Annotated in this window: 20 protein-coding genes and 1 pseudogene; 8 read left to right on the forward strand and 13 right to left on the reverse strand. The window is 71.9% G+C overall.

Annotated elements, in window-relative coordinates:
* Positions 1-8: 8 nt before the first annotated feature.
* Genes ACFWBB_RS10200 through ACFWBB_RS10235 form a run of 8 tightly spaced genes read right to left on the reverse strand, consistent with a single transcriptional unit; the run spans position 9 to position 8,947 of the window.
* On the reverse strand, positions 9-1,130 hold the full coding sequence (locus ACFWBB_RS10200) for a CaiB/BaiF CoA transferase family protein (RefSeq protein ID WP_385269109.1): 1,122 nt from the start codon (positions 1,128-1,130) through the stop codon (positions 9-11).
* 2 nt (positions 1,131-1,132) lie between these two features.
* Complete coding sequence (locus ACFWBB_RS10205) at positions 1,133-1,897, reverse strand: crotonase/enoyl-CoA hydratase family protein (RefSeq protein ID WP_385269111.1); 765 nt, start codon at positions 1,895-1,897, stop codon at positions 1,133-1,135.
* 2 nt (positions 1,898-1,899) lie between these two features.
* Positions 1,900-3,162, reverse strand: a complete 1,263-nt coding sequence (locus ACFWBB_RS10210) for a MaoC family dehydratase N-terminal domain-containing protein (RefSeq protein WP_385269113.1) — start codon at positions 3,160-3,162, stop codon at positions 1,900-1,902.
* Positions 3,159-4,670: a class I adenylate-forming enzyme family protein gene (locus ACFWBB_RS10215; protein ID WP_385269115.1), complete on the reverse strand. Its 1,512-nt coding sequence runs from the start codon at positions 4,668-4,670 to the stop codon at positions 3,159-3,161. Before ACFWBB_RS10215 ends, ACFWBB_RS10210 begins: the two co-directional genes overlap by 4 nt.
* A gap of 4 nt (positions 4,671-4,674) precedes the next feature.
* On the reverse strand, positions 4,675-5,982 hold the full coding sequence (locus ACFWBB_RS10220; protein WP_385269117.1) for an acyl-CoA dehydrogenase family protein: 1,308 nt from the start codon (positions 5,980-5,982) through the stop codon (positions 4,675-4,677).
* A gap of 19 nt (positions 5,983-6,001) precedes the next feature.
* Positions 6,002-6,469, reverse strand: a complete 468-nt coding sequence (locus tag ACFWBB_RS10225; RefSeq protein ID WP_385269119.1) for a VOC family protein — start codon at positions 6,467-6,469, stop codon at positions 6,002-6,004.
* A gap of 10 nt (positions 6,470-6,479) precedes the next feature.
* A complete protein-coding gene (locus ACFWBB_RS10230; RefSeq protein ID WP_385269121.1) occupies positions 6,480-7,679 on the reverse strand; it encodes a cytochrome P450 in 1,200 nt (399 codons plus the stop codon).
* A 35-nt stretch (positions 7,680-7,714) separates the two neighbouring features.
* Positions 7,715-8,947, reverse strand: a complete 1,233-nt coding sequence (locus ACFWBB_RS10235; protein ID WP_385269123.1) for a CaiB/BaiF CoA transferase family protein — start codon at positions 8,945-8,947, stop codon at positions 7,715-7,717.
* Between the two features lie 102 nt (positions 8,948-9,049).
* Between ACFWBB_RS10235 and ACFWBB_RS10240 the strand changes: the two genes are divergently transcribed.
* The gene (locus ACFWBB_RS10240) at positions 9,050-10,369 is read left to right on the forward strand and encodes an acyl-CoA dehydrogenase family protein (protein ID WP_385269125.1); all 1,320 of its coding nucleotides are present in this window, start codon (positions 9,050-9,052) and stop codon (positions 10,367-10,369) included.
* A complete protein-coding gene (locus ACFWBB_RS10245) occupies positions 10,366-11,142 on the forward strand; it encodes an SDR family NAD(P)-dependent oxidoreductase (protein ID WP_385269127.1) in 777 nt (258 codons plus the stop codon). The genes ACFWBB_RS10240 and ACFWBB_RS10245 overlap by 4 nt, the downstream gene beginning before the upstream one ends.
* Positions 11,143-11,421: 279 nt before the next feature.
* Here ACFWBB_RS10245 and ACFWBB_RS10250 read toward each other — a convergent pair whose 3' ends face one another.
* Genes ACFWBB_RS10250 through ACFWBB_RS10260 form a run of 3 tightly spaced genes read right to left on the reverse strand, consistent with a single transcriptional unit; the run spans position 11,422 to position 14,385 of the window.
* Positions 11,422-12,456 (reverse strand): phosphotransferase family protein, encoded by a 1,035-nt coding sequence (locus tag ACFWBB_RS10250; RefSeq protein ID WP_385269129.1) that lies wholly within the window; start codon positions 12,454-12,456, stop codon positions 11,422-11,424.
* Positions 12,453-14,057: a class I adenylate-forming enzyme family protein gene (locus ACFWBB_RS10255; protein WP_385269131.1), complete on the reverse strand. Its 1,605-nt coding sequence runs from the start codon at positions 14,055-14,057 to the stop codon at positions 12,453-12,455. The genes ACFWBB_RS10250 and ACFWBB_RS10255 overlap by 4 nt, the downstream gene beginning before the upstream one ends.
* Positions 14,058-14,073: 16 nt before the next feature.
* Positions 14,074-14,385, reverse strand: coding sequence for a hypothetical protein (locus ACFWBB_RS10260; RefSeq protein ID WP_385269133.1), 312 nt, complete (start codon positions 14,383-14,385; stop codon positions 14,074-14,076).
* A 101-nt stretch (positions 14,386-14,486) separates the two neighbouring features.
* Between ACFWBB_RS10260 and ACFWBB_RS10265 the strand changes: the two genes are divergently transcribed.
* A complete protein-coding gene (locus ACFWBB_RS10265) occupies positions 14,487-15,260 on the forward strand; it encodes an enoyl-CoA hydratase/isomerase family protein (RefSeq protein WP_385269135.1) in 774 nt (257 codons plus the stop codon).
* Positions 15,261-15,409: 149 nt separating this feature from the next.
* Complete coding sequence (locus ACFWBB_RS10270; RefSeq protein ID WP_385269137.1) at positions 15,410-16,420, forward strand: LLM class flavin-dependent oxidoreductase; 1,011 nt, start codon at positions 15,410-15,412, stop codon at positions 16,418-16,420.
* Between the two features lie 112 nt (positions 16,421-16,532).
* On the opposite strand, the gene ACFWBB_RS10275 is transcribed toward ACFWBB_RS10270, so the two are convergent.
* The gene (locus ACFWBB_RS10275) at positions 16,533-17,789 is read right to left on the reverse strand and encodes an amidohydrolase family protein (protein ID WP_385269139.1); all 1,257 of its coding nucleotides are present in this window, start codon (positions 17,787-17,789) and stop codon (positions 16,533-16,535) included.
* 266 nt (positions 17,790-18,055) lie between these two features.
* Here ACFWBB_RS10275 and ACFWBB_RS10280 point away from each other — a divergent pair, with 266 nt between their 5' ends.
* The gene (locus tag ACFWBB_RS10280) at positions 18,056-19,534 is read left to right on the forward strand and encodes an aldehyde dehydrogenase family protein (protein WP_385269141.1); all 1,479 of its coding nucleotides are present in this window, start codon (positions 18,056-18,058) and stop codon (positions 19,532-19,534) included.
* Between the two features lie 64 nt (positions 19,535-19,598).
* Here the strand turns inward: ACFWBB_RS10280 and ACFWBB_RS10285 are convergent.
* Positions 19,599-19,930: pseudogene (locus ACFWBB_RS10285) on the reverse strand (hypothetical protein).
* A 125-nt stretch (positions 19,931-20,055) separates the two neighbouring features.
* On the opposite strand from ACFWBB_RS10285, the gene ACFWBB_RS10290 reads away from it, so the two are divergent.
* From ACFWBB_RS10290 to ACFWBB_RS10300, 3 genes are read left to right on the forward strand one after another with little or no spacing between them, the layout of a single operon-like run.
* The gene (locus ACFWBB_RS10290; RefSeq protein ID WP_385269143.1) at positions 20,056-21,180 is read left to right on the forward strand and encodes an acyl-CoA dehydrogenase family protein; all 1,125 of its coding nucleotides are present in this window, start codon (positions 20,056-20,058) and stop codon (positions 21,178-21,180) included.
* Between the two features lie 23 nt (positions 21,181-21,203).
* Positions 21,204-21,974: an SDR family NAD(P)-dependent oxidoreductase gene (locus ACFWBB_RS10295; RefSeq protein ID WP_385269145.1), complete on the forward strand. Its 771-nt coding sequence runs from the start codon at positions 21,204-21,206 to the stop codon at positions 21,972-21,974.
* 7 nt (positions 21,975-21,981) lie between these two features.
* Complete coding sequence (locus ACFWBB_RS10300; RefSeq protein WP_385269147.1) at positions 21,982-22,761, forward strand: SDR family NAD(P)-dependent oxidoreductase; 780 nt, start codon at positions 21,982-21,984, stop codon at positions 22,759-22,761.
* Positions 22,762-22,905: the final 144 nt, after the last annotated feature.

Below are 22,905 nucleotides of genomic sequence, written 5' to 3' on the forward strand. Positions count from 1 at the left end.
CCTTCGGGTCAGTCGGAGTACCGCGCGGGGGTGCCGACTCCCCAGTCCCTGAACACGGCCCGGGTGTCGGCGCCGACCGCGGGTGCCGGCCGGCCCGCGCTCGACGGGGTCGCCGAGAAGCGGGGCGCGGCGGCGGGCTGGACCACTCCGTCGCGGACGAAGAGGCTGCCTCGGGCGGCCAGGTGGGGGTGGGCGGCCGCCTCGGTGAGGCTCAGGACGGGTGCCACACAGGCGTCGGTGCCTTCGAACAGCGCCGCCCATTCATCGCGGGTGCGCTGCGCGAACCGTTTCGCCAACAGCTCCCGCAGCCGCGGCCAGGTGGACCGGTCGTGCTGGCGGTCCGGATCCACACCCAGGTCGAGCAGTTCCACCAGGCTCCGGTAGAACTTGCGCTCCAGCGCGCCGACGGCGACATGGCGGCCGTCCTTGGTGGCGTACACGGCGTAGAAGGGCCAGCCGCCGTCGAACCGGTTGACGCCCCGCTCGTCGCTCCACTCGCCGCGCCCGAGCTTGGCGAAGGTGCTGGCCAGGAGATGGGCCGTGCCGTCGACGACGGCAGCGTCGACGACCTGGCCGCTGCCCGTGCGGGCTACTGCGTGCAGCGCGGCCAGGACACCGATCACGAGGTAGCAACCGCCGCCCCCGAAGTCGCCGACGAGGTTCAGCGGGATCTGCGGCGGACCGTCCGCGTCCCCGATGGCGCCGAGCGCGCCGGTCGGCGCGATGTAGGTGATGTCGTGTCCGGCCGCCGCCGCCAGGGGTCCTTCCTGGCCCCAGCCGGTCATCCGGCCGTAGACCAGGCGGGGGTTGCGGGCCAGGCAGTCGTGCGGTCCGATGCCCAGCCGTTCGGTGACGCCGGGGCGGAATCCCTCGATCAACACGTCTGCTCGCTCGACGAGTTGGAGGAACGAGGCGGTCGCGGCGGGGTCCTTGAGGTCGAGTGCGGCCGACCGCTTGCCCCGGCCCAGCACGTCCGCCGGTCCCCCGGCGTCCGGTTCGTCCGCCCGCCGGGGCCGGTCCACGCGGACGACCTCCGCGCCGAGGTCGGCCAGCAGCATCCCGGCGAAGGGCGCCGGTCCGATACCGCCGAGCTCGACGACCCGGCAGCCGGCGAGCGGCCCTGCCGTCATGGTCAGCGTCCCTTCCAGACCGGCGCCCGCTTCTCCGCGAACGCCGCCGCCCCTTCACGGGCGTCCTGCGAGCGGAACACCGGCTCCGCGATGTCGAACTGCTTCCCCCACGCCTCATCCGGGGTCCAGTCGGCGGTGGAGCGGGCGATGTGCTTGGTCGCCACGACCGCCAGGGGGCCGTTCGCGGCGATGGTCCCGGCGAGTCGAAGTGCGCCGTCGAGTGCGCCGCCCTCGTCGGTGAGCCGGTTGACCAGGCCGTATGCGGCGGCTCGTACGGCGTCGATCGGCTCGCCGGTGAGCAGGAGTTCCAGGGCGATCGCGTACGGGATCCGACGCGGCAGATGAAGTGCGGCGCCCGCCCGCGCGACCAGCGAGCGCGTCACCTCCGGCACTCCGAGCCGGGCGGTGCGGGCGGCGACGACCAGGTCGCAGGCCAGCAGCAGTTCGAAGCCGCCGGCCAGGGCCCAGCCCTCGACGGCGGCGATCAGCGGCTTGCGCGGCGGCGTCAGGCTGATCCCGCACAGGCCACGGCCCTCGATGGCGGGCGACTCGCCGCGCAGCCACGCCTTGAGGTCCATGCCGGCCGAGAACGTGCCGCCCGCCCCCGTGAGCACACCGACCCGCAACTCGTCCGACCCGTCGAGCTGGTCCACCGCGGCCGCCACTTCGGCGGCCACCGCGGCGTCCAGCGCGTTCTTCACCGCGGGGCGGTTGATCGTGATGACCTGCACCGCGCCACGGCGCTCCACCAGCACCTCGTCCGGCACGCCTACCTCCTCGAATCGTGTTTGTGATCGCCGGTGACGGCGAATCGGGTCAGTTCATGGGCGACCATGCCGTCCAGGTCGGCCGCGGGGGGCGCCGGGAGTTCGACGGGTCCGTCGCGGGTCGGCAGCAGGACGACGGCCGTTCCGGGGGTGGTGATCTCACCCCGCTGGTTCTCGCACCGCACGTCGATGTGCACCTCGGCCCGTCCGGCCGTCCGCCGTTTGCCGACCACCGTGCCGCGCACCCATGTGGTGTCACCCAGGTAGTTGAACTTCCGGTGCTCGCAGCGGAGTTTCCACAGCCAGCCGTCGTCGCCGATCCAGTCGGTGAGCAGATGGCACAGCCAGGTCTCGCGCATGCCCCCGTAGTCGTAGGACCCCGGCAGGCCCAGCTCCCGCGCCCGCTCCGGCTCCCAGTGCAGACGCTGCACGGTGTCGGGGACGTTCAGCGGGTTCGGCGGATAGAGGCCCGGCGCCTTGCGCCGTACCCGCGCGGCGATCCCGAAGGCCCCCGGCGGGGTGAGCTGCATACCCCAGCCCAGGTGCCAGACGATCACGTCGGTGGTGGTCAGCGGCCCCTTCACCCGTGGTTGGAGTTCCTCGCCGACCTCGATGTCCTCCCAGTGGCGGGGTTCGGCGCCGCGCCGGGCCTCGGCCGCGTACGCGGCGTCGATCTCGGCGAGTTGCGCGGGGGTGTACGGCTCCTGGACGAGTCGTTCCCTGGCCCTCTTCTTCGACGTGTGCCGCTCGGCGTTGATCCAGGTGCCCCGCCGCAGGGCGTGCATCTCGCCGCGTCCGTCGGCGTAGAGGTAGTCGCGGACCACGTGTGCGGTGCGCCCACCGAAGCTGCTGGGCTTGAGGTGCACACCCACCTGTGTCTGCAACACGCGGCAGCGGTCGCCGAGTCGCAGGGGCCGCCACCACTCGAACTCCATCACCGCCTGGTAGGAGCCGAGCCCGGCGAAGGGGTCGCCCTTCAGCAGCGCCCTGGTCCCGGCGTCCGGCGCCGGGGCCGCGTCCTCCCCCATCGTGTACAGGAAGGTGGGCGGTGCGACTAGCGAGCCCCAGCGGGTCGCGGCCGCGTACTCCGGGTCGCCGTAGAGCGGGTTGTCGTCGCCGTAGCCGTACGTGAAGTGGCGTACGCCGTCCCAGGTCACCTCGTAGTTGTGCGGGGGGTTGCGCTGGGGCTGGGGCACGCCGAGGCGTCGGCGGGAGCGCTCGACCGCCTCGTCGGTCAGCACACCGAACCGCTCGGTGGTGGTCATCTCCGGTCCTCCTCCACGCGCTCCTGCTGAGCCAGTCGACCGCGCACGAGCGCCAGCAGCTCCATCCGGCCGACCTTGCTCGACGGGGTGCGGGGCAGGGCGTCCAGGAGGACGATGTGCGCCGGCACCTCGTACGGGGTGAGACGGCCCCGGCAGTGGGCGACGAGTTCGGCGGTGTCCGGGGCCGGCTGTCCCGGCTCGGCCTCGACGGCCGCGACCGGCACCTCGCCCAGCCTCGCGTCCGGCAGCCCCACCACGGCCGCCTCCCGTACGGCCGGGTGCGTCTCCAGGGCGCGCCGGACCGTCTCCGGCTGCACCTTGAAGCCGCCGCGGATGATGGCGTCGTCCGCGCGTCCCTCGATCCAGACGAACCGGTCCGCGTCGATCCGGGCGAGATCGCTGGTGCGCGCCCACGTCCGGCCGCCCCCGGTGCTCTGCTCGGTACGGACCTCCAGACGTCCCGTCCTGCCGACGGGAAGTTCGGCGCCGTCCTCGCCGGTCACCCGCAGCTCGACCCCGTGGAAGGCGCGCCCGGCGCTGCCCGCCTTGCGCCGCCACCACCGCTCGTGCAGGGGCAGCGTCCAGCCCGCCACCGCTCCCGCGAACTCGGTGGCGCCGTAGGTCATCAGGACGGGGATGCCGTACGCACGGAGGAACGCGTCGGCGAGTTCGGCCGGGCAGGGCGCCGTGCCGGAGGTGACGACCTGGAGGCTCGCCAGCCGCTCCTTCGGCACCCCCGCGTCGAGTACGGCGCGCAGGGCGGCCGGCACCAGACTCGCCGCCCGCAGCCGGTGCCGTTCCACGGCGCTCACCCACGGTTCGACGGCGAACCTGGGCATCAGCAGCATGCGGCGGCCGGTCGCCAGACAGGCGAGCGCCCGCCACAGCCCGCCGATGTGCACGAGCGGGGTGGCCACGAGCGACGCCGACCGCGAAAGCAGCCTCTCGGGGTTGGGGCTCTGCCCGCCGGAGACCAGCGCCTGGTCGAGCTGGCCGAGGCGCAGCGGGACGCGCTTGGGGGGCCCGGTGGTGCCGGAGGTGAGCATCTCCACGGCGACACCGAGGTTGACCGGCGCCCCGGCGGGCATTGTGCCGCCGACCGGCCGCAGGGTGCCGTCCGTGCCCAGTTCAAGGGCCGCGCCGTGAGCGGTCACCGCCGCCAGGACGCCCTCGCGAGCCAGGGGTTCGGCGCCCGAGACGACCACGGGCGGCTCGCAGTGGGTGATGTCGGCGGCGAGCCGAGCGGCCGGCTGCAGCGGGCTGAGCATCACCAGGCAACGCCCGGAGGCGATCACCGCGGCGACCACGGCCACGTGCTCGGGCCGGTTCTCCAGGACGACACCGACGCGGGCGCCGGCCTGCGCGCCCACCGCGTCGAGTGCCTCGCCGAGATTGCGCGCGGTGCGCCGGACCTCCCCCCAGGTCCACCACCGCCCGTCGTGCTCGATCGCCTCGGCGTCGGCGGCGGCTTCGGTCAGCAGCCGGGACAGGCGGTCGCGAATTCCCACGTGATCAGCCTTTCGTCGCCGTGGCAACGGAGATCCCGGCCAGGTCGGCCAGCCGTCTCCGGTGCGTCGCCGGGCTTCCGAGGAGCTGCTCGGACGACTTCGCGCGCTTCAGGTAGAGGTGTGCGTCGTGTTCCCACGTGTAGCCGATGCCGCCGTGGATCTGGATGTTCTCCTTGGCCGCGTGGGTGAAGGCGTCCGCGCAGTACGCCGCGGCGACCGCGGCGGCCACGGGCAGCCCGCCCCTTCCGCCGGCCGTTCCGCCGGCCGTCCGGGGCATCGACGGCCCGCCCGGGACCGCTGCCCCGGCCGCCACGGCCATCGCGTGGTACGCCGCCGACCGCGCGGCCTCGACCCTTAGCAGCATGTCGGCACACTTGTGCTTGACCGCCTGGAACGAGCCGATGGGACGCCCGAACTGCACCCGCGTCCCCGCGTACTGCACCGCCGCTTCCAGACACGCCCGCGCCCCGCCCACCTGCTCGGCGGCGAGTGCCACGGCCGCGAGGTCGAGTACCGTGCGCAGATATCCGGTGGCGTCGCCCGCCGGACCGACCCGCGGGGCCGGGGCGCCGTCGAGGTCGATCCGCGCGAGTCGCCGGGTCGGGTCGAGCGTCTCCAGCGGAGTGCGGGTCACTCCGGGCGCCGCACCCTCGACGGCGAACAGTGCGGGGCCCGTGTCCGCACGGGCCACGACGAGGACCAGGTCGGCGCGGTGGCCGTCGACGACGAACATCTTCGTCCCCGAGACCCGCCAGGTGTCGTCCCGGTACACCGCCTCGGCCGCCACGTCCTCCAGGTTCCACGACCCGCTCTCCTCGGCCAGCGCGAGCGTGCCGGTCAGCGAGCCGTCCGCGATCGCGGGCAGCCAGCGCGCCTTCGCCGTCTCGTCGCCGGACGCGGCGAGGGCCTGTCCGGCGAGGGCCACGGTGGCGAAGTACGGCGAGGGCAGCAGCACCCGGCCGAGTTCCTCCAGGACGATCCCCAACTCGACTGGGCCGCCACCGAATCCGCCGTACCGCGGCGGCAACGCCATCGCGTGCAGCCCGAGTTGACCGGCCATCTGCCGCCAGAGCGCCGGGTCGTGACCCTGCGCGGACTCCATCGCCCGGCGTACGGCCCCGCTCGGCGCCTTGTCCGCGAGGAAGCGGCGCAGCGTCGAGCGGAGCTCTTCGTGCTCCTCCGTGAAGGTGGAGACGGCGTTGAAGCCGGAGCCGGAGCCGGAGCCGGAATCGGAGCCGGAGCCGGAGCCGGAGCCGGAGATGGGGGTGGGGGTGGGGGTGGGGGTGGGGGTGGAAGTGAAGGTCGGTGCCACGTCTTTCCGTCCTCGGCTGTCACTGGGGCGTCTTCGACCGCAGGTAGGCGGAGAAGTCGGGCATCCGGGAGCGGTCCACTATCTCGATCCGGAGCCCGGAGGGGGCCAGGTGGTAGGCGAAGACCGACGGCGCGCCGTCGATCACCGCGCAGGCCTCCCGGGCGAAGCCTGCCTCGGTCAGCCGGTGCGAGGTCGTCGTGAGGTCGTCGCAGAAGTAGCCGAGGTGGTGCGTGGCGCTGTGCCCGGACGCCGTCCAGGGTGTCCCGGGGATCTCCTGCACGAGTTCGAGGTGCGGGGCGTCCAGCGAGTACGCGTAGCGGAGGTTCAGCACCCGGTCGCCGTCCGCGAGCCTGACCGGTAGCTCCGCGGACATGGTGGCGGTCCACCGGTACCCGGCGACCTCGCCCATGCGGGCCTTCCAGGCGCCGATGTCCGGGACCACGATGCCGGTGTGGTACAGGTCCGCCGCGCGGAGGGGATGCGTCACGGCCGCCCCCTCACCACTGGAGCCGGAGCGACTTGATCCCGTACATGTTGCCGTGCTGCCAGAGCTCCTGACCGGGTGCGACCCGGTGGTCGGGGATGCGCCGGTGCCATTCCTCGACCGCCACGTTGAGTTCGAGGCGGGCGAGGTGCGAGCCCAGGCAGCGGTGCGGGCCCGAGCCGAACGCGATGTGGCTGGTGGTCCTGCGGTGCAGATCCACCTCCAACGGGTTGTCGTAGCGCTCGGGATCACGGTTGGTGACCGCCAGCGGCAGCATCACCATCTCGCCGGCCCTGACCGGACAGCCGCCGATCTCGACGTCCGTCGTCGCCTTGCGCGCCGGAACGACGAACGAGTAGACGCGCAGGATCTCCTCCACCGCGGTGGGGATCAGCGACGGGTCGGCGAGGATCTCGGCCCGCTGCCGCGGGTGCGTGGCGAAGTGGTACAGCGCCCAGCCGATCGAGATGGGGACCGTGTCGAAGCCCGCCTGGAACATCAGGACGCAGAAGGCGTGCATGTCCCGGTCGCCGATCGGCTCGCTGTCGATCGTCCAGGCCATGGCGTGGGAGAGCAGGTCGTCGCGCGGTGTCCTGCGGCGCAGGGCGATCTGCTCCTCGAAGTACGCGGAGACCTCGCGCATGGCGGTCAGCTGCCGGGCGCCGTCCGGGTCCTCGGCGTGGGACAGGTGCAGCAGCTCGTGGGTCCAGGCGAGGAAGACGGGCAGGTCCTCCTCCGGCAGGCCCATCAGCCGCATGAAGATCAGGGTCGGGAACCGGCGCGCGAACGCGTCGAGCACGTCGGCGCCGTCACGGTCCTTGAGGGCGTCGATCATCTCCGCGGCGACCCGGCGGATCTCCGGTTCCCGGGCGGCGACGGTGCTCGGGGAGAAGTAGCGGCCGAGGAGGCGCCGCCAGACGCTGTGCACGGGTGGGTCCAGCATCTCGGGGATCCACAGGAACTTCGGGTCCGGCTCGAGCGCGGTCACCGACCTGTTGGAGAAGGTCCGCCAGTCCTGGAGGGCCTTCTGCACCTCCGGGCCGTCCGTGACGACCCAGTAGCCGCGGGCGACGGTGCTGCGGAACCCGGAGTGGGTGCCGGCCATCTCGTCCCAGCGCTCCTGGTGACTGAGGACCGGGCCGCCGAGCCGGTTGTCGAAGTGATAGGCGGGCAGGCCTTCGTGGGTTCCGTCGGGTTCGGGCGCCGTACGCATCACGGCTCCTCTCGTCGTACGTCCGGGTCCGTCCGTCACGTCGCCGCGCCGTCGATCTTGAGGGCGATCAGCTCGTCCTCGGTGAGGCCCAGCGAGCGCAGGACCTCGTCGGTGTGCTCCGCGAACCGGGGTGCCCGGGTGAGGCCGGCCGGCCGCTCGTCGAACTGGACCGGGCTCGCGACCAGTTCGCGGTCGACTCCGTCGGCGTCCACGACGGGGGCGATCAGACCGTTGGCGCGCAGGGCGGGATCCTGGCCGACCTCCCAGGCGTTCTGCACGGCCGCCCACTGCCCCTCCCCCCGGGAGAGGATCTCGACCCACTCGACGAAGGGGCGGGCGGCGATGAGACCGGCGACGATCCCGGCGGCCTCGGCCGCGTTGGCCATCAACTTCTCGGTGCTGTCGAAGCGTTCGTCGGCGCTCAGGTCCCCGCGTCCGGCCAGTTCACAGAACTCCGCCCAGTACCGGCCGGGTTGCAGCATCGACAGTTCTATCCAGCGGCCGTCGGAGGTGCGGTAGGCCCCGATGAGCGGGTTGGTGGCCGAGCCGTGCCGGGGCGGGGTCCTCGCGGGGAGCGGGCCGCCGGTCATCAGCGCGAGGTTGACCGTGAACTGTGTCGCCCAGGCGCCGACGCCCACCAACGACACGTCCACCACGGAGGGTTCACCGGTCGTGGCACGGGAGTACAGGGCGGCGGCGATGCCTCCCGCCAGTGTCATGCCGCCCATCGAGTCGCCGTAGGCGCCCGCGGGCATCCGCGTCATCCGGTCCGCCCCGGGCGGGGTGACACCGGCGGCGCTTCCGCCACGTGCCCAGAAGGCCGTGCTGTCATAGCCACCCTTGTCCGCCTCGTCCCCACGGGTGCCGAAGCCGCTGCCGCGGACGTAGACGATGGCGGGGTTGATCGCCCGCACGTCCTCCAGGTCGATCCGCAGCTTCGCCCGCGCCTCCGGCAGGAAGTTCGTGAGGAACACGTCGCTGCCGCGGATCAGTTCCTCCAGCACGGGCCGCGCGGACGGCTTCTCCAGGGCGAGACCGACACTGCGTTTCCCCCGGTTGGGGCCTTCCATGATCGGAAAGAACGACGACCCCTCGCTGGCGGCCTCGTAGCCGAGCACCCGGACCAGCCCGCGCTGTGCGTCACCGCGTTCGGCGTGCTCGATCTTGATCACGTCGGCTCCCCAGTCGGCGAGCACGGCGCCCGCCGCCGGGACGAAGGTGAACTGCGCGACCTCGAGCACCCGCACGCCCTCCATCGGCCTCTGCATCGGACCAACTCCTCTGCGGCTCATCGCTATTGCGCATACCCAATACGCCAACTCCGTCCCAGAGTATGGACCGGGAGCGGTAAAAAGTATACTGTTTTCGCCATGCTGGATTTCACGATCGACCCGGAGTTCCAGTCCAGGCTGGACTGGGCGGCGTCCTTCGTACGCGAGGAGGTCGAACCGCTGGACCTGCTGTTCCCGCACGGCGGCGACCCGTACGACACCCGCAACGAGAAGGCCCGCGCGATTCTGCGGCCGCTGCGGCGGCAGGTCCGCGAGCAGGGCCTGTGGGCCTGTCACCTCGGCCCCGAACTGGGCGGTCCCGGCTACGGCCAGGTGAAACTCGCCCTCCTCAACGAGGTCCTCGGCCGCTCCTACTGGGCCCCGACGGTGTTCGGCACCGCCGCCCCGGACACCGGCAACGCCGAGATCCTCGCCATGTTCGGCACCGAGGAGCAGAAGGTCCGCTATCTGCGGCCGCTGCTGAACGGGGAGATCGTCTCCACCTTCTCGATGACCGAACCGCAGGCGGGCGCCGACCCCAAGGAGTTCGTCAGCCGGGCGCGGCGGGACGGCCGGGAGTGGGTGATCGACGGGGAGAAGTGGTTCTCCTCCAACGCCCGGTACGCGGCCTTCCTCATCGTCATGGCCGTCACCGACCCGGACGCCCCGCCGCACGCCCGGATGTCGATGTTCATCGTGCCGGCCGAGACTCCAGGCATCGAGATCAAGCGCAACGTCGGCACGATGGACGAGCGCGGCTCCCTCGACGAGGGCATCCACGCCTACCTCCGCTACCACCGGGTCCGCGTCCCGCTCGACGCCATGCTCGGCGGCCCCGGCGAGGGCTTCAGGGTCGCCCAGGCCCGTCTCGGCGGCGGCCGCGTGCACCACGCCATGCGTACGGTGGGCAAGTGCGCGCGCGCCTTCGACATGATGTGCGAACGGGCGCTGTCCCGCCGCACCCAGGGGACCCTGCTCGCCGAGAAACAGGCGGTGCAGCAGTTCATCGCGGACTCCTGGGTGGAGTTGCAGCAGTTCCGGCTGCTCGTGCTGCACACCGCCTGGATCATCGACACCCAGCCGCGCGGCGCCGCCCGCACCCAGATCGCCATGTGCAAGGTCCAGACGGCCAAGGTGTTGCACGACATCGTCCAGCGGGCGGTGCACCTGCACGGGTCGCTCGGCACCACCGACGAACTCCCGCTCGCGAAGTGGTGGATGGCCGCCCCGAACCTCGCCCTCGCCGACGGCCCGACCGAGGTGCACCGCACCACCATCGCCAAGCAGCTGCTGAGGAACCACCGGCCGGCCGAGGGGCTGTTCCCCAGCGAGCACATCCCGCCGAAGCGGGAGGCCGCCCGCAAGCGGTACGCGCACATCATCGGCGACGACAGCCTCAGCGGCCGGGTGGACGGGTGAACGGCGCCGCCCCCCTCGACCCGGCCCGCCTGCTCGACCTGTTCGACCTGTCCGGCAAGGTCGCGCTCGTCACCGGCGGCAGCCGGGGCCTGGGGCGGGAGATGGCACGCGCCTTCGCCGGCGCGGGCGCCGACGTGGTGATCGCCAGCCGCAAGCTCGACGCCTGCGAAGCGGTCGCGGCGGAGGTCCGCGCGCTCGGCCGGCGCGCGCTGCCGGTCGCCGCGCACGTGGGTCACTGGGACGACCTCGGCCGACTGGCCGGCACCGCGTACGCGGAGTTCGGGAAGGTCGACGTCCTCGTCAACAACGCCGGTATGTCACCGCTGGCCCCCTCTTCGGAGGAGACCGGCGAGGAGCTGTTCGACAAGGTGATCGGGGTCAACTTCAAGGGCCCGTTCCGGCTCGCCTCGCTGATCGGGCGGCGGATGTGCGAGGGCGACGGCGGCTCGATCATCAACGTCTCCTCCTCGGGTGCGCTGTTCCCGCAGCCGCGGTTCGGCCCCTACGCCGGTGCCAAAGCCGCGCTCAACGCGCTGACCACCGTCTTCGCCCTGGAGTACGGCCCGAAGGTGCGCGTCAACACCATCTCGGCCGGCCCGTTCCTGACCGACATCTCCAAGGCCTGGTCCGAGGAGAAACGCCGCAGCACACGCAGCGCGACCGGCCGACCCGGTCGGCCGGAGGAGATCATCGGCACGGCGCTGTACCTGGCGAGCGACGCCTCGAGCTACACCACGGGGTCACTGATCCGGGTGGACGGCGGGCTGTACTGACGGCTCCGCCGGGTCCGCGGTTCGTTTCGCCGGAGGCCGGATCGTTGTCCGGGGGCCGGTGGGGGCTGGCCACGGGCCGGTCCGTTGGCCAGCAGGCCCGTTCGTTGGCCCGCAGGCTGAGTCGTTGGCCCGCAGGCCGGTAGGGACTGACCGCAGGCCGGATCGTCCGCCGCACGCCGGTAGGGACTGACCGCAGGCCGGATCGTCCGCCGCACGCCGGTAGGGACTGACCGCAGGGTTTCCCGCGCCCACCTGTGGGGCGCGGCATCCCGGGGCGGCTCAGATCGCTCGGCCGAGCAGCTCCATCGCTTCCGCCAGCAGCACCGGCAGTGCCGGCAGCATCCGCCGGTGCATGTCGGTCAACCCGCCGGACTTGCGGGCGCGTTTGATCAGCAGGGCGGTCGCGGCGGACTCCTTGTACTTGGTCAGCGCCTCGAACCACGCCAGGTCGGACAACTGTTTGCCCCGCGCCTCCTGGTAGGCGTCGATCAGTTCCGCCTTTCCCGGCATCCCGGTCGGTTCCTCGGAGGGGGACGCCGGGTGGCGCGCCTCGTCGGTGAAGAAGGTCAGCCAGGTGATGTCGACCCGGGGATCACCGAGCGCCCAGATCTCCCAGTCGATGACGGCGTTGACCGAGTCCGCGTCGCACAGCGTGTTGCCGAGCCGGTAGTCGCCGTGGGTGATCACGGGCATCATCGCGGGAGGCATCGTGGCCCGCAGCCGCTCCCCCACCGCCTCGTGACCCGCGCGCAGGTCCCCGGGGACGGTGGTGAAGGCCCGGGTCCAGCGGTCGATCTCGGCGCCGAGGGTGACGACCGGCTCCACGGCCAGGGCGGTCCGTCGGGGGTCCACCCGGTGCAGGTGTGCGAGCATCCGGGCCGCGTCGAGGGCGCGGGCCCGTACCTGCGTCGCGTGAACGGTTCCCCGTGGCACGAGCACCGGCTCGACACACTGACCGGGCACCAGCTCCATGGCCACGAAGGGCTGACGTGCCGTCGGCGCCCCCCGGTCGGAGAACAGCACCTCCGGCACCCGCACCCCGGGGACACCCGCCAGCAACCGCATCAGCCGTGCCTGGCGCAGCACGTCCCGGTTGCGGACCGGCGGAAGGCCGGGCGGGGCCGCTTTGAGGACGACGCGCTCGTATCCGGCGGGCACACCGGACAGCACGGCCACATAGGTGAGACTGGACGTGCCGCCGGTGAGCGGCTCGACGGACTCGACAGTGGCTCCGGGAGCCCAGGCGTGCGCCGCGACGGCTGCCCGCCGCGTCAACTCCCCTGTCTGATCGGCACTGTCGGCGACGACGCTCATGTCCTCGGTCCCGTCGATCCCGTCGATCCCGTCGTTCCCGTCGATCCCGTCATTCCCGGTCGGCCGACGGAACGGCCGTTGACGGCCCGTCGGCCCTCGGCGGCCAGTGCCTCGACGATGTCGCGGCGCACGAGCTTGCCGGTCGGAGTGCGGGGCAGTTCGGGCCAGCGGGTGATCCGGTCCGGCGTCTTCGAGCCGCGCAGCGTGCCGCGCACCCGCGCGCGCAGTGCCTCCGGGTCGATCGCCCCACCGTCGCGCAGCACGACCACCGCCTCGATCCGCTGGCCCCACTCCTCGTCGGGGAGGCCGACGACGACCGCGTCGAGCACGTCCGGGTGCCCCAGCAGGACGTCCTCGATCTCGGCGGGCGCGATGTTCTCGGCACCGCGGATGATCGTGTCGTCGGTCCTGCCCTGGATGTGGAGATAGCCGTCCGGGTCGATGCGGCCCCGGTCCCGGGTGTGGAAGAAGCCCCGCTCGTCGACCGCGGAGCCCTGCCCCGCGTACTCGCCCGACACCTGCTCACCGCGTACCCAGATCTGCCCGGCCTCGCCGGGTGCCGCGACCGCGCCGGACGCGTCGCGGACCTCGATCTCGACACCGGGCACCGGCAGCCCGGCCGAGCCGAGCCGGGCCCGCACCGCTGGATCGTCGCTCGCCACGGCCGTACGGTGCTCCTGCGGCCCCAGGACCGTGATCGTGGACGAGGTCTCCGTGAGCCCGTAGGCGTTCACGAAGTCCACGTGCGGCCAGACGCGCAGCGCGGTCTCGATGACCCGCGCCGGCATCCAGGCTCCGCCGTAGGCGAGCGTGCGCAGCGAGGGCACCGACCGGTCGAGGCCGTCCGTGTCCATGATGCGGGCGAGCATCGTCGGCACCACCATGGCGTGGGTGATCCGCTGCTCCCGGACGAGATCGAGCCAGCCGTCCGGTGTGAACTGCTCGAGGGGCAGGGTCCGTCGCCCCGCGTAAAGGTTCGTCAGTACGTGGGACACGGCGGCGATGTGGTACGGCGGGACACTCACGAGTGCCGCCGCGCCGGGGTCGGCTCCGGCGAACTCCACCGTGCCGAGGACGTACGACACCAGGTGGTGGTGGCGCAGGAGCACGCCCTTGGGCGCGGAGGTCGTCCCGCTCGTGTAGATGAGGACGGCGGGTGCTCCGGGCCCCGGCGATCGGGGCTGCGGGGGGGCATCGGCGGCGGGGAGGCCGCAGTGTCCTGCCGCCCGGGTGAGCCACTCGGCCGGGCCGTACACCGGCAGCCCGGCGCGTCGAAGCGCCTCGCCGTGCTCCGGGTCGGCGATGCCCAGCGCACGGGGGTGGTTGGCCAGCAGCGCATCCAACTGGGGCGCGCCGAGACGGTAGTTGACGGGTACCAGGGGCACTCCGGCGCGGGCCGCCGCGAACAGCGCGACCGCGAGGGCCGGACCGTTCACCGCGAGGTACACGATCGCGTCGGCGTCGGCGTCGCGCACCAGGTGCGCGCCGCCCGAGGCCAGTTCGCGCAGTCGCCGGGCGGTCAGCCCGCCGTCCGTGCGTCCGATGACGACCCGGTCACCGAAACCCTCGGCGGCCATGTCCGACAGCATCCATATGTTCACGAGGGCGGACCGCCCCTCAGTCCGAGGCCGGGAGCGGCTTGGCGCTCTTCACCGGCAGCGGGACGCCGTTCACCGCCAGTGTGCCCGGCCCGGGCTTCGTGCAGAGGAGCTCGACGCCGAGGTCCTCGTCGGCGTACCGCTTGCCGAGCAGTGAACCGCCCATCGGTCCCGGGGCGGCCGCGCCGGTGACGGCTGGTCCCGGCCCGTTCCCCTCCGTCATGGCGGCCCCGCCGCAGGTGATCTCCAGCTCCTCGTCCGGGCACCGCACCACGATCACCGCCGTCGGGTCGACCGTACTGGCGAGCATCTGCCCCACGCGTGGCCTCATCGCAGTGTCCTCCGCGGCTCTCGTGGTACCGATCAGTGGCATCGAGCAACCAGAGAAAAGTATACTACTTTCCTCGATCGCGTCGAGAACGGAGCTGCTGGATGGAACTCAGGACCGTCCTGTTCGAGGTGACCGGTCATGTCGCCACGGTCACCCTCAACCGGCCCGAGGTGATGAACGGCTTCAACCAGGAGATGCTGGAGGAGTTCGCCACTCTCTGGCACACCGTCAGGACCGACGACGACGTGCGGGTCGTCGTGCTGCGCGGCGCCGGCGACCGGGCCTTCAGCACAGGCATGGACGTCCGGGAGGGGATCGACCGCCATCCCAACGTCTGGTCGCAGACGGACCCCGGGGAGTACCTCTCGCCGAAGCTGAACCAGGTGTGGAAACCCCTGGTGTGCGCCGTGCACGGGATGGCCGCCGGTGGCGCCTTCTACTGGCTCAACGAGGCCGACATCATGATCTGTTCACAGGACGCCACGTTCTTCGACCCGCATGTCAGCTACGGACTCACCGCGGCCCTGGAACCGATCGGCCTCGCCCGGCGCATCCCGCTCGGCGAGGCGCTGCGCATCGCCCTGCTCGGCCTGGACGAGCGCGTGTCGGCCGCCCGCGCGCTCCAGATCGGCCTGGTCAGCGAGGTACTGCCACGCGAGCGACTGTGGGACCGCGCCGACGAGATCGCCCGTATCATCGCCGCCAAGCCGCCCGCCGCCATCCAGGGGACCGTCCGGGCCATCTGGGAGTCGCTCGACTCGACCCGCTCCCAGGCGCTGCGCACCGGCCTGTCGTACACCCAGCTCGGCAACCCGGTCGGCAAGGCCGGGATCGACCGCTCGACGGTGCCCCGGGGACAGTGGACACTGCGCTGACCCTCCCCTAACCTCTGCCGAATAAGTGTACTTTTTATGAGTGCCCGGCTCCAAACACCCACGTTTCAAACACCCACGCTCCATGCACTCACGCTTCAGGCACTCACGCTCCAGGCATCCAAGCTTCAACCGTCCAACGGGAGGCACTCATGCGGTTCGGCATGCCCTGGCCCGGCCGGGAAGTCGGGCGTGAGGCGGAGCAGGCCGGCGTCGGCGCCTTCTGCGCCGGGGAGTTCGCCGACCACGACGCCTATCTCACCGTGGCCGACATCGTGGCGGACACCGAACACGCCCTGGCGGGCCCCGCCATCGCCTACGCGTTCGCCCGCACCCCCTACGCGCACGCCACCGCCCTGCGCCAGCTGCACGCCCGGGCGCCGGGCCGGCTGTTCCTCGGCCTGGGCAGCGCCGCGTTCCGGATCAACCGGGACTGGCTGGGCGTGCCCGCCGAGCGTCCGGTGGCCCGCATCGTCGAGACCGTGGGCGCCGTGCGGGCCTGGCTGCACGCGGAGAACGGCGAAGGGGTGCACTACTCCGGCGAGTTCTACGCGCTCGACGCCGACGTCCGCGCCCCGGTGCTCGGCCGGCTGGACATCCCCGTCCTGCTCGCCGCGTTCAACACCCGCATGGCCGCCACCGCGGGCCGGGTAGCCGACGGGGTCATCGGGCACGGCCTGTTCACCGCCTCCTGGTGGAACGACGTCGTACGCCCATCGGTCGAAGTCGGCGCACGCGACGGGGCCCGCACGGGCGGGCGTCCACTCGAACACGGCTGGATCATCACGGCCGTCGACGACGACGCACCCGAACGCGCCGTCGCCGACGCCCGGCGGATGATCGCCTTCTACCTCACCGTCAGGACGTACGACCCGTTCGTCGCCCACCACGGCTGGGAGGAGCCCGTCGCCGAGCTCCGGGCGGCCTTCCGGGCCGGTGACACCGACGGCATGGCGCGGGCGGTGACCGACGCGATGCTCAGCGAGATCGCCGTCTGCGGGACCACCGCCGACGCGAAGGACACCCTGGCTCGCCGCGCCGGGTCGCTCCCCCGCGACGTCGGCTACTTCGCTCCGCCGAGCTTCATGGTGAGCCCGCGACGCAGGGCCGCGTACGCCCGGGCGGCCCTGGCCCTGGTCGGCGCCGTACCGGATCAGGCCTGACACCGCATACAGCACCGGTCCCGGAGCGGCTCCGCCCCGGACGGGCCGAGCCGCTCCGCCCGGGACGGGCCGGCGACTCCGCCCGAGGGCCGCCCAGTCCTCCGCCCCCGAGTCAGGCGTCCTCGGTGACGGGGGCGAGTTTCTCGCTCGTGTCGAAGTGCACGACGCCGGCGAGGGTGCCGCCCAGGATGGCCGCGCGGTCCTCGTCGGAGACGGTGTCGTCGAAGTTGCCCGCGATGCACTCGGCGCTGCTGCGGAAGGTGCCTTCGGCATGGGGGTAGTCGTTGCCCCACACGACCGTCGACAGGCCGGTGATGTGGCGGGCCTTGACGGCGGTCGGGTCGTCCGCGAACTGGACGTGGATCTGCCGCTGTATGTACTCGCTGGGCTTGAGCGGGTAGGGCCACTTGCCGTTGACGGTGAACAGCCGCCCCATGGCCGGCTGCTCCTTCGGCGAGCGGTTGTCGTCCCAGAATCCGAGCCACCAGTCCGGGTCCTGGCCGATGCCGGTCCGGAAGGACTTGTCCATGAAGCCCATGTAGGAGACCAGCCAGCCGGCGCTGAACTCGATCAGGTTGAAGTGGAGTTCGGGGAACCGCTCGCAGACGCCGCCGCCGACGAGGTCGGCGATGATGCGCTGCGGGCTGGAGAATCCGGCCGCGGAGTTCTGCAGCCGGCCGGACACCATGTCGTCGGTCAACTGGCCCTTGCCCATGTTGACGGCCGTCATCATGCTCCGGACGGTCAGCGCCGTCTCCGAGGTGCTCTCCTTCGTCTTCACCCCGCCGGTGGCGACGTGGATGAACACCGGCATCCCGTTCGCCCGGGCCGCCGCCCACAACGGGTCGTAACCCCGCGACGCGTAGGGCACGGGCGGGGTCTCGGGAATCAGGATCGCTCCCAGTCCGAGACGCGCGCACCGCTCGACCTCGGCAACCGCCTCGGGAATGTCCGTGACCGGGATCGCCGCAGTCGGCCGCAGCCGGTTCCTGTATCGGAGGAACCGCTCGGCGATGTAGTCGTTCCACACCCGCGCGTGTGCCATGGACAACTCGTGGTCGTCGGTGAACAGCACGAACAGGGAAAGGTTGGGGAACATCACCGAGGCGTCGACGCCGTCGAGGTCCATGTCCCGGATGATGTGCTGCGGCTCGCCGTCCGGGGTCTCCCCGCCGAACTGCCGGTACTTGGAGATGGTCCAGCCGTCGTACCCGATGGTGTGCAGCTTCTTGAACTCGGTGTGACCGCCCTCGACGATCGGCTCGTCGAGCGTGAACTCCTCTTCCCAGAGAGCCCGTTCCCTGAGGTGCTTGGGCAGCCGGGTCTTGAAGAGATCGACCGGCTCGATGATGTGCGAATCACCGGACACGACAAATTCCTTGAACACAGGCGGTACCTCTTTCGAACCTCGTCGTTCGTGGCAGAACCCAACCCGCAACTGAGGCCGAAGTTAGCTGTACCGACCGGTCCAGTCAATGATTCAGCATACGGAATAGTGGATCACCGGAATCTCCGAAGACCGACTAGCCGCTGCCGCAGGGCTGACGCGGGGCAACGCGGCATCACCTCTTCCACCTGCCACTCTATTCAGTACACTCAAATTACTCACGTCCGCAGGCGGTCAGGAGACGGCACATGACGATGGCGCACTCGTTCTCTTCGCGGCTCTACATCGACGGGCGCCGGACCGACGGCCGGTCGGACACCCCGACGCTGGTCCGCAACCCGGCGACGGAGGAGACGGTCGCGGAGGTCCCGGGGACGTCACCGGCCGACGTCCGCCAGGCCGTCGAAGCGGCCCGGCGTGCCTTCGACGAGGGACCGTGGCCGCGGCTGAGGCCCACGGAGCGGGCCGTCGTCCTGCTGCGGATGGCTGACGAGATGGAGCGCAGGCTGCCCGAACTGGTGACCGTCAACATGGCCGAGGCCGGCTCGGTCCGCGCACTGGCGGAAACCCTCCAGACCCGGGTCCCGGTGGCTCATCTGCGCGACATGGCCGAGCAGGTGATCCCGGCCTTCGCCTGGGAACGACCGATGGACCCGACGATCGCGCCGGGCTTCGGCATCTCCCAAGGGGTGCTGCGCCGCGAGGCGTTCGGTGTGTGCGCCCTGATCTCCGCCTACAACTTCCCGTTCTTCCTCAGCATGATGAAGGTGATCCCGGCGCTCGCGGCGGGCTGCACCGCCGTACTGAAGCCGGCGCCCGCCACTCCCCTGGAGTCCCTGCTGATCGGCGACTTCGCGGACGCCGCCGGACTGCCGCCGGGCGTGCTGAACATCGTCACGGGTGACGTCGAGGCCGGCCGTGTGCTGACCACCCACCCCATGGTGGACCTGGTGAGCTTCACCGGCTCGGACACCGTCGGGCGCCTGGTCTACGCCCAGGCCGCGGCCTCCCTGAAGAAGGTCGTCCTCGAACTCGGCGGCAAGTCGGCCAACCTCGTCCGCGCCGACGGCGACCTCGGCGGCGCGGTCCGCTCCGCACTCTCGGGCATCACCACCCACGCCGGGCAGGGCTGTTCCCTGCTGACCCGCACGCTTGTGCACGAGTCCGTCCACGACGAGTTCGTCGCCCGGCTGAGCGCGGCCCTCGCCGAGGTCAGGGTCGGCGATCCGGCCGACCCGGCCACCACCATGGGCCCGCTGATCAGCGAAGCGCAGCGGGACAAGGTGGAGAAGCTGATCCGGGTCGGCGAGGAGGAGGGAGCGCGCCTCGTGCACGGCGGCGGACGTCCGGCCGGCCTCGCCCGGGGCTACTTCGTGGAACCGACCCTCTTCGCCGACGTCGGCAACCACATGACCATCGCGCGCACGGAGTTCTTCGGACCGGTCGGTGTCGTCATCCCGTTCGGCACGGACGAGGAGGCGGTGCGGATCGCGAACGACAGCCCGTACGGCCTCGCGGGCGCCGTGTGGAGCGCCGACACCGCGGCCGCGTACGAGATCGCGTCCCGGATCCGGGCCGGCGCAGTGACGATCAACGGCGGCAGCGCCGGAGTGAACCCGCGGGCCGCGTTCGGGGGATACAAGCAGAGCGGACTCGGCCGTGAATGGGGCGAGTTCGGGCTGGACGAGTACCTCCAGACCAAGACGGTCAGCTGGGCCGCCCGGTGAGCGACCGACGCGATCGAGCCGACCGACCCGGTCGAACCCGGTCGAACCCGACGCCTGGCGGCGTTCACGGCGTGAGGACCATGGCCGAGCCCCTGCCGCCGCCCGCGCACATGGCCGCGACCGCGGTCCCGCCACCCCGGCGGCGCAGCTCGTGCGCCAGGATCACGACCATGCGCGTGCCGGTGGCCGCGATCGGGCGGCCGAGGCCGCACCCACTGCCGAACGGGTTGACCCACGCCGGCTCGAGGCCCGGTTCCCGGGTGGTGGCGAGGCGCACCGAGCGAAGGCCTCGTTGACCTCGAACAGGTCGACGTCGCCGACGCCGAACCGGGCACGGTCGAGGGCCGTGCGGATCGCGGCGATCGGCGCGAGACCCGTCTCGACCGGGTGCGGCAAGCGGAGAGGAGAACGGCATCAACCATGCAATTGAGAGTACTTAAATCACTGACCGTTCTAACAGAGTGCCCAGTTGATCCAGCCAACGTCTCGACCGGATGAGATATAGAGGATACCTTGTTGAGGTGAACTTCGAGCTCAGCGTGGAGCAGGACATGCTGCGCGAGGCCTCGCGCGAGCTGCTGTCGGACCGGGCCCCCATCGGGCACGTACGGGCGTGGACGGATCGCGAGGAAGACGTCGATCCCGAGGTGTGGCGGCTGACGGCCGGCCTCGGCTGGCCCGGCCTCGGCCTGCCCGAGGAGTACGGCGGTTCAGGGCAGGGCCTGGTGGAACTCGTCCTCGTGGCCCGGGAGGTCGGGCGCGCGCTCGGCCGGGGTCCCTTCCTGCCCACCGCGATCGTCGGCCGGGCCCTCGCCGCCGCGGGATCGCCCGGGCTACGGGCCGAGGTACTGCCCGCGCTCGCCACCGGATCGAGTTGGGCCACCTGGGCGTTCGCCGAACCGCGTGCCCCGTGGGCCCTCGACGGTGTCCGCGCCACCGCCCGCACCGAGCGGGACGCGATCGTCCTCGACGGGGTCAAGACGGCGGTGCAGGACGCGGGCGGCGCCCGCCAACTGCTCGTCACCGCACTCCATGACGGGGTGCCGGCGTCGTTCCTCGTCGACCGGACGGCGCCCGGCGTCGCCGTCCGACGGCAGCGGACCCTGGATCCGACCCGCTCGTTCCACGAGGTCCGCTTCGAGGGAGTACGAGTCGCGCGCGAATACCGTCTGGCGGGCGGCCCCGACGAGATCCAGCGGCTGCTCGACGAGGCGTCGGTGCTGCGGTGCGCCGACGCGCTCGGGGTGATGGAACGGATGCTGGAACTCACCGTCCAACACGCCAAGGAACGTGTGCAGTTCGGCCGCCCGATCGGAACGTTCCAGGCGGTCAAGCACGCGTGCGCCGACATGGCACTGCTGGTGCACGGCGCTCACGCCGTCACGTCCTACGCCGCGATGGCCGCCGACGCGGGTTCCGACGACGACGGCCGAGCGGCCTGTGCCGCCGCCTCGTACGTCTGCGCCGGGGCCGGTGAGGTCGCGGCCCGGGCGCTCCAGCTGCACGGCGGTATCGGCTTCACCTGGGAGCACGATCTCCACCTCCATCTGCGCCGCGCCAGGGCCGACAGCGTGCTGTACGGCGACGCCGCCGTACACCGCGACCGGCTGTGCACCCTTCTGCGGCGCTCGCCCGCGTCGCCTTGAACCAACGATCCGAAAGGTTCCCGATGGAGATCAGGGGCAAGAAGGCAGTGGTGTTCGGCGGCGCCTCCGGCATGGGCCGGGCCACCGCCGAGCTGCTCGCGGCCCGTGGCGCCGGCGTCGCCGTCCTCGACCGCCCGGCGTCGGCCGGGCAGGCGGTCGCCGCCGCGCTGGGCGGGAGCTTCCACCCCGTCGACGTCACCGACTTCGAGGCCACCGAGGGAGCGCTGGACGACGCGGTGGCGGCCCTCGGCGCGCTGCATGTGTCGGTCACCACAGCGGGCGGCGGCAGCGTACGGCGCACGCTCGGCAAGGACGGCCCGCACGACCTGGAGGCCTTCCGCAGGGTGCTCGACCTGAACGCCGTCGCCACCTTCAACATCAGCCGTCTGGCCGCCGCGCACATGAGCCGCAACGAGCCCGAGGACCCCGAATCCACGGGCGAACGCGGCGTCATCGTCAACACGTCGTCGATCGCCGCCTTCGAGGGGCAGATCGGCCAGGTCGCCTACTCGGCCGCCAAGGCGGCGATCGCCGCGATGAGCCTCACCATGGCCCGCGACCTCGGCTCCCTCGGTATCCGTGTCGTCGCCATCGCGCCCAGCCTGTTCGAGACCGGCGCCACCGAGAGGATTCCCGCCGAGACGCTGGCCGCCCTGGTGAGGGACGCCGCCTTCCCCCGGCGCCCGGGCCGCCCCGAGGAGTACGCCAAGCTCGCCCTGGCGATCGTCGACAACCCCATGCTGAACGGCCAGTGCCTGCGTCTGGACGCGGGCCAGCGGTTCGGCCCGAAGTGAGGTTCTGATGCCGGTCAACGAGGTTCCGACGCGCGACGACACAGCACACCAGGGCAAGGTGGCCCTCGTCACGGGAGGTGGCCGGGGCTTCGGCAAGGCGTTCGGCGAGGCGCTGTCGGCCCTCGGGGCGCAGGTCGTGCTCGCCGACATCGACGGCGCCGCCGCGGCCGGGGCGGCGGCGGAACTCACCGCCCGGGGCGGCCGGGTGACGGGAGTCGCCTGCGACGTGGCCGACGAGGCCCAGGTCGGCGCGGTCGTGAGCGAGGTCACCGAACGCCACGGCGGACTCGACATCCTGGTCAACAACGCCGGTCTGCACGCCGCCTACAACAGGCCGTTCTCCGAACTGGGCCTCGCCAGGGTACGGCGGGTGCTCGACGTCAACGTCATGGGCGTCGTCATCTGCTCACTCGCGGCCCGGGAGGCGATGAAGGGCCGGGCCGGCGCCTCCATCGTCAACATCTCGTCGTCGGCGGCCTACGCGAACCGCAGCATCTACGGCGTGTCCAAGCTCGCCGTGCGGGGGCTGACGGTGTCCTTCGCGCGCGAGTTCGCCGAAGACGGGATCAGGGTCAACGCGATCGCGCCGGGTCTGATCCTCACCGACACCGTACGGGCGCAGCTGTCCCCCGCCGAGGCGGACCGCGTCATCGGAGAGCAGATCCTGCGACGGGAGGGCCGCGAGCAGGACATCGTCGAGGCGCTGCTCTATCTGGTCTCGCCGAAGGCGTCCTTCGTCACCGGGGAAACGCTGCGCGTGACGGGCGGGTTCGCGCTCTCGGTCTAGCCCCGCGCCGCCTCTGCGGCCGGCCCGCAACGCCTCTGTGGCCGTGGCCCCCCCGGGGACCGCCCGGGCCGGGCCCCCAGGGTAACCCCGGACATCCCGGGTGCTCTACGAACAACAAACCGGGCCCCACCCACCCCCGGACCC

The organism is Streptomyces sp. NPDC060000, assembly GCF_042737375.1.
GTDB lineage: Bacteria > Actinomycetota > Actinomycetes > Streptomycetales > Streptomycetaceae > Streptomyces.